The following is a 7335-nucleotide window of genomic DNA, read 5'->3' on the forward strand; positions in this document are numbered from 1 at the left end:
GCAGAATCGAAAAATATAAAACAACTTGGAATTTCTATACCAGGCAATATAAGTTTCGACAGAAAAAATATATTATACGCCACAAATTTAGGATTAACCGATATAAATATATGCAATTTGGAAAGAGAATTAAATTTAGAAATTCTGCTTGAAAACGAAGCGAATAGCGCGGTTCTTGGAGAATTTTTTGTCTCTAAAGAATTAGATAAAAATAATTATATGTTAATATCGATTTCTAATTTCGGAGTCGGCGGAGGACAGATAGTTGACGGAAAATTATTGAAAGGCGCTCATAGATTTGCGGGAGAAGTAGGACATTTTACAATTATTATGGACGGAGAACAATGCGCTTGCGGAAACAGAGGATGTTTTGAAAGATACGCATCTTATGACGGACTCAAAAATATTATGAATAAACATAAAATTAATTTGAAAACTATAGAAGAACTTTTTGAAAGCAAAGAGGAAGAATGCGAAGAAGTCATAAAAGAATACGGGAAAATTTTAGGAATTGGAATAAGAAGCCTTTTATCAATATACGATTCCAATAAAATAATATTGAGCGGAAAAATAACAAATTATTTGGAGAGAATATATCCTTATATAGCAAAAGAAATTTTTGAAAAGAATAATTTTCATTCGCAATTTAATATAATGATTGTAAAATCAAAATTCGGAGATAAATCTTCATTAATCGGAGCGGGATTGATTAACTTCTTCCCCTACATATACGAAGACAATATTTTTAAATGAATTTTTAAAAAATTTTAACTAAAATCTACAATTCTATTTGTAAAATTCATAATAAATATAAAAAATATAGAAAAATTCATAAAAATCAGCGAAAAAAATTTGATTTAAGTATTGACAAATAATAAAAAATATATTATACTTATAAAGTAAGATGATTTAATTAATATACAAATTAAGTAAATTCATTTTATTAATAAAATTATTCGAGGTAAAAGAATGGAATATTTCAAAGGCATTGAAAAAGCGGTTTATAAAGGCAAAGATTCCAATGACGCTTTTTCATTCAAACACTACAACGCGTCCGAAACCATAGGAAATAAAACTATGGAAGAATGGATGCCTTTCGCTATGAGCTGGTGGCATACTTTGGCTTCGGGAAGCAGCGACCCGTTTGGAAGCGCCGCCGCAACGAGACCATGGAACGGCAAAGAACCTCTCGAGGCTTCAAAAATGCGAGTCGAAGCGGGATTCGAGCTTATGCAAAAGTTGGGAATAAATTATTTTTGCTTTCATGATAGAGATTTAGCTCCCGAATGCAAAAGTTTAAAAGAAACCAACGAAAAATTGGATATTATAATCGGATTGATAGAAGAGAGCATGAATAAAACGGGTAAAAAGCTTTTATGGGCAACCTCTTCCCTATTCACCAATCCGAGATATATGCATGGAGCGGCTACGAGTCCTTACGCTGATGTTTTTGCAATAGCGTCCGCGCAAACTAAAAAAACTATGGACATAGCTAAAAAACTAAACGCTAAAGGATATGTATTTTGGGGAGGCAGAGAAGGTTATGAAACTCTTTTAAATACGGATATGAAAAGAGAATTGGAACATTTGGCTTATTTCTTATCTATGGCTGTGGAATATAAAGAAAAGATAGGATTCAAAGGACAATTCTTTATCGAACCGAAACCAAAAGAGCCAACCAAACATCAATACGATTTTGACGCCGCAACCACTTTAGAATTTTTGTATCATTATAAACTCGATAAATATTTTGAGCTTAATTTGGAAGTGAATCACGCTACTCTTGCGGGACATACTATGCAACATGAGATGCAAGTGGCGAGAAATCATAATAAATTAGGTTCTGTCGATATAAACTACGGCGACACATTTTTAGGATGGGATACCGATATGTTTTTGACTAATATTTATGACGCTGTATTTATGATGATTGAAGTTATAAAGAACGGCGGATTGAAAAATGGCGGATTTAATTTTGACGCTAAAGTTCGCAGACCTTCGCATACTATGGAAGATTTGGTTTACTCGTATATTGCGGGAATGGACACTTTGGCTTGGGGATTAAGAATTGCCGACAAAATCATAAGAGACGGTTTCTTTGATAAATTTATAGAAGAAAGATATAGTTCTTATAATAGCGGAATTGGAGCTAAAATAGAAAGCAAATCCACTTCGTTTGAAGAATTATTCGACTACGCTATCAATTTAGAAGAAAAAGGGCTTCCAAGCGGAAATCAAGAGATGCTTGAAGCTAAATTGAATCAATTTATTTATAATAATTAAAAAATTAAACAAAGGAGATTAAGAATGAAAAGTTTAAAAATTTTATTATCAGTTTTAACAATTTTTGCTTTATGTTTTATTTCTTGTTCTAACGAAGGCGGAAATAACGCTCAAGGAAAGAAAATAAAAATCGGTTTGTCTTTGGACGATTTAAGATTGGAAAGATGGCAAAAAGATAGAGATTATTTTGTGGAAGAAGCTCAAAAACTCGGAGCGGATGTCACTTATGTTTCAAGCGATGGCAACGCCACTAAACAATTAGCCGATATAGAAAATCTAATAGCTCAAAATATAGATGTTCTTGTGGTAATAGCCAACGATGGAAACAGTCTTTCTCCAGCGATTATGCAAGCTTCTCAAGACGGAATTCCAACTTTGGCTTACGATAGAATGATAAATAATTGCGATATCGCTCATTATATAACATTCGATTTGGAAAAAGTGGGAAGAATGCAAGCGGAAGGCGTTTTGGAAATAACCAACAAAGGACGATTTTATTATTTAGGCGGTTCTCCAACCGACAATAACGCGAGATTTTTCAGAAAAGGCGCTATGGACACTCTTCAACCTTATATTGAAAGAGGCGATATAGAATTGATAGGCGAACAAGCGACAAAAGATTGGCTTCCAGATGTAGCGTTGCAAATCATAGAGGATATGTTAACCGCTCAAAATAATAATGTAAGCGCCATAGTAGCGGCAAATGACGCTATCGGAGGAGCCGCAGTTCAGGCTTTAAAGGCTCAAGGATTGGCGGGCAAAGTTCCCGTTTCTGGACAAGACGCCGATTTAGCGGCATTACAAAGAATAGCGAAAGGCGAGCAGGCGGTTACGGTTTATAAGCCTGTAAAACAAATAGCCGTAGAATGCGCAAAAGCGGCGGTTGCTTTGGCTAAAGGCGAAACCGTAGAAAGCAACGGTTCCTTAAATAACGGTTATAAAGATGTTCCAACTTTCTATATAGAGCCGATTAAAGTCACTAAAGACAATTTGGATTCTACCGTAATAGCGGACGGCTGGGCTACCAGAGAAGATGTTTACGGAAATTAATTAAAATAAAAAATAAAAATATGATGTTTTATGTTATTTTTCGTTTGATTTTAATTAATCATTCGATTGATAACATAAAGCATTAAAATTTAATTAAAAAGAGGAAAACAATGGATAATTATATTCTTGAAATGAAGGATATACATAAAAGTTTTTCTGGAGTAAAAGCTCTTTCGGGAATAAACCTTACCTTAAAGAAACAGGAAATATTGGGTTTATGCGGAGAAAATGGAGCGGGAAAATCTACTCTTATGAAAATTTTATCGGGAATATATCCTTTCGGAAGCTATGAAGGAAGCATATTCATTAACGGAAAAGAGATGAAGTTTAACAATATTAAAGACGCTGAAAATTCTGGCGTAGCGATTATACATCAAGAGCTTAATCTCATACCTGAAATGAATGTTATGGAAAATATATTTTTAGGTAATTTTCTAAATAAATTTGGAATATTAAATAAAGATGAAATGTATATAAAAACTAAAAAAGCTATCTCCGTTATAGCGCCAAATATAGACCCTAAATCTAAAATAAAAGATTTGGGAACGGGCGAACAGCAGATGGTTGAGATAGCGAAGGCAATATCTAAAAACGCGAATATACTGATATTTGACGAGCCTACTTCATCATTAACCGAAAAAGAAATTTCAAAACTTATAGAAATAATTTTTTCTCTTAAAGAAAAAGGATTAAGCGCAATATACATAAGCCACAAATTAGACGAAATAGAAGCGATAACCGACAGAGTGGAAATAATAAGAGACGGAGTGAGCGTAGGCGAAGGCAAAACTATAGATATGCATAGCGACAAAATAATTTCGCTTATGGTTGGAAGAAGTATAGAAAATTTAATTCCAAGAAGAGAAAGAGAAATTGGAGATATAATTTTTGAAGCGAAGAATTATACTCTCTACGACAAAGTCAATTCAAATATAAAGAAAGTCGATAACGCTTCTTTTTATTTGAAAGAAAGAGAAATTTTAGGATTTTCTGGCTTGGTTGGTTCTGGACGCACTGAATTACTTTCCGCAATATACGGAGCTTATACGGGCGATTATATCGGAGAAAGTTATTTAAACGGCGAAAAACTAAATATTAAGAAAACTGAAGACGCCGTAAAATTAAAAATCGGTTTTGTCCCCGAAGAAAGAAAAACGCAGGGAGTAATTCTAAACGACAGCGTTCAGAATAATATAATACTTTCCACAATAAAAAACTATTCCGTAAAAGGAAGTTTGGATAAAAATTGGAGAAAAAAGCCGCTTTGGAATATAAAGAAAAACTTTCGATAAAGATACCGACTCTCGATTCGCCGATTAAAAATTTGAGCGGAGGAAATCAGCAAAAATGCGTTTTGGCAAAAAGTTTATTAATCGAACCTAAAATTTTGATTTTGGACGAACCTACGAGAGGAATCGATGTCGGAGCTAAATACGAAATATATAATTATATATTTTCTATAGTAGAATCTGGATGTTCGGTAATACTTATATCTTCCGAATTACCAGAAATATTGGGTTTAAGCGACAGAGTTATAGTTATGCATGAAGGACAAATTAAAGCTTCGTTGGATAACAAAGGATTAACTCAAGAAATAATAATGACAGCCGCAATAGGAGAATAAAAATGTTTAATTTAAAAAATTTCTTAAAAAAATATAATTTATTTATGCTATTTTTAATAGTGATTATTCTATGGGGATTTTTCGGAGCGATAACGGGAGGAGGATTTTTATCGTCAAGAAATATATCAAATTTATTTCGTCAGATGAGTATAACGGGAATACTTTCTATAGGAATGGCTTTCGTAATCATTACCGCAAATATTGATTTGTCGGTAGGTTCTATGTTAGGATTACTCGGAGGAATAGCGGGAATTTTACTCAGAGCTGGATATAATTCCACATTAACCATAATAATTACTTTAATATTCGGATTTATAATAGGAGCTATAAACGGCTTTTGGGTTGCATATAGAAAAGTTCCAGCTTTCATAGTTACTTTAGCGGGACTACTTGCATATAGAGGCATCGTTTTATATATAACGAAAGGACAAACTTTGGCGGTTAACAATTCTAATTTTAATTTTATAGGAAACGGGAATATTCCGCCTTTAGCGGCATGGATATTGTTATTAATATTCGTTTTATGCTATGTTTTGCTTAATATTAAGAAAATAATTAAAAATGAAAACTTGCAGGAAAGAAGAACTCTATTAATAAATTTAATTCTTACTATTGCGGTTTCTTTTTTATTCGTATTTTGGATGAACGGATACAGAGGAATACCTTTACCCGTCATAGTAATGCTTGTAATCACTTTTATAGCTTCTTATGTTTCAAACAATACGGTATATGGAAGGGTTGTTTATTCTATCGGCGGAAATGCGGAAGCCTGCAAATATTCGGGTATAAATATTAAAAAATATATATTTTTAGTTTTTACCGTAAACGGAATCATAGCCGCTTTTGCTGGAATAATAAATACGGCAAGATTAGCGTCCGCAGTCCCATCGACTGGATTAAACAGCGAACTTGACGCCATAGCCGCCTGCGTTATAGGAGGTATAAGTTTAAGCGGAGGAACGGGAGCGATATTGGGAGCTTTATTAGGTTCTTTAATTATAGCGAGTTTAAATAACGGAATGAGCATTATCGGATTGGATTCTTCTTGGCAGAATATAATCAAAGGCATCGTTTTATTATTAGCCGTTTGGATGGATATTGCCACAAAGAATAAGTCTAATTAAAAAATAATATTTTTAATAATAAAATAAAAGTATGAATGAATATCTTCTTAAAATTTATTTATAGTTGGTATTCATTCATATTATAAATTTAATATTTTCTAATATATTTTATAAATCCTATTGAAAAATAATAATTTTATGCTATATTATTAAAATCAATTTTGAAATTTTTTAGAAAAAGGAAATTATTAATTATGAAAACGGATAGAGAAGAATTGGAAGCGCTTTTATATCAAACGAGATTAAGAATAGAAGAAAATCAAAAAGAAGAAATGTTAAGCAGATTAAATAAAGATTTGGAATTTATAGAAGATTTATTTGAAGTTAATGTCGACAATATTCCGCCACTTTATCATGTAATCGATTTGCCCGAATATTTGAGAGAGGACAAAGAAGGCGAAACTTTGGACAACGAAACTATAATGAATCTTTGCAGAAGCGGAGAATACGGTTATATAGTCGTTCCAGCGGTTCCAGCAGCTTTGGAAAATAGTGAACATCAGGCAAAAAAGATTTCTAAATAACAATCGTTAAAATAATGAAAGAAAAAACAAAATTTTTTATATTCAATATAGCCGTTTTATATAAAATTTTTGTAAGAATTATTTTAGGATTTATAATCGCATTTTTTATTTTTGGAATACTTACGATATTTGTCAGATTCGATAAAATGAAAAGTTCTGCCATGTTAAACTCTATAGAAGAAAACGAAACGGTAATAACTTCAAAATTAAGATATGCGATTGCGATTAAACCTTTCGTATCTTCGCTTACGGGAAAAACAATTATATTTTCAAGACCGAAACGAGGAGATATAATTTTTATGACAGACCCAAGAAGTTCGAGCGAAAATTTTATAAAGAGATTTTTTTCTTACGCGGTTTATTTTGCCACTTTCGGAAATGTAAATATTTCTAAAAAAAGATATTTGATAAAGAGAATTATCGGGCTTCCAAACGAAACGATAGAAATAAGAGAAAAAAAAGTTTATATCAACGGAAGCCTTTTGGAAGAATCTTGGGCGAATATAAATAACGATTTGCGGATTTTGAATTCGGACATTTCGGGAAGAGATAATTTCGGACCTTATATTGTCGGCTATAACGAATATTTTGTTCTTTCGGACAACAGAGATTACGGATACGATAGCAGAGATTTCGGAAGCGTCAATTTTTCTTTTATAAACGGAAAAGTAATCAATCGTTAATTTGAATTTTTATATTTTCTATAATATAATTTTCGCGATTTTATTTT

The 7335-nt window shown here is 32.3% G+C and carries 8 protein-coding genes; all 8 read left to right on the top strand.

Translation table 11 applies throughout. From position 1 onward, the window contains the following. The coding region (locus tag EZH24_RS04770; RefSeq protein WP_137997979.1) for an ROK family protein at window positions 1-753 on the top strand (753 nt) is incomplete at its 5' end. Between the two features lie 216 nt (window positions 754-969). Further along, complete coding sequence (gene xylA / locus EZH24_RS04775) at window positions 970-2283, top strand: xylose isomerase (protein WP_137997980.1); 1314 nt, start codon at window positions 970-972, stop codon at window positions 2281-2283. Window positions 2284-2307: 24 nt separating this feature from the next. Further along, window positions 2308-3333: a D-xylose ABC transporter substrate-binding protein gene (xylF, locus tag EZH24_RS04780; RefSeq protein WP_137997981.1), complete on the top strand. Its 1026-nt coding sequence runs from the start codon at window positions 2308-2310 to the stop codon at window positions 3331-3333. A gap of 110 nt (window positions 3334-3443) precedes the next feature. Then, window positions 3444-4625, top strand: coding sequence for an ATP-binding cassette domain-containing protein (locus EZH24_RS04785; RefSeq protein WP_201798562.1), 1182 nt, complete (start codon window positions 3444-3446; stop codon window positions 4623-4625). Then, complete coding sequence (locus EZH24_RS14900; protein ID WP_201798563.1) at window positions 4580-4957, top strand: ATP-binding cassette domain-containing protein; 378 nt, start codon at window positions 4580-4582, stop codon at window positions 4955-4957. Before EZH24_RS04785 ends, EZH24_RS14900 begins: the two co-directional genes overlap by 46 nt. A gap of 2 nt (window positions 4958-4959) precedes the next feature. Continuing rightward, window positions 4960-6081, top strand: coding sequence for a sugar ABC transporter permease (locus tag EZH24_RS04790; protein ID WP_236847071.1), 1122 nt, complete (start codon window positions 4960-4962; stop codon window positions 6079-6081). A gap of 194 nt (window positions 6082-6275) precedes the next feature. Continuing rightward, window positions 6276-6605: an Asp-tRNA(Asn)/Glu-tRNA(Gln) amidotransferase subunit GatC gene (gene gatC, locus EZH24_RS04795; RefSeq protein ID WP_137997982.1), complete on the top strand. Its 330-nt coding sequence runs from the start codon at window positions 6276-6278 to the stop codon at window positions 6603-6605. Window positions 6606-6619: 14 nt separating this feature from the next. Continuing rightward, complete coding sequence (lepB, locus tag EZH24_RS04800; protein ID WP_137997983.1) at window positions 6620-7288, top strand: signal peptidase I; 669 nt, start codon at window positions 6620-6622, stop codon at window positions 7286-7288. The last annotated feature ends 47 nt before the right edge of the window (window positions 7289-7335 follow it).

It is taken from the genome of Brachyspira catarrhinii (genome assembly GCF_005518285.1).
In the GTDB taxonomy this organism is placed as follows: domain Bacteria; phylum Spirochaetota; class Brachyspiria; order Brachyspirales; family Brachyspiraceae; genus Brachyspira; species Brachyspira catarrhinii.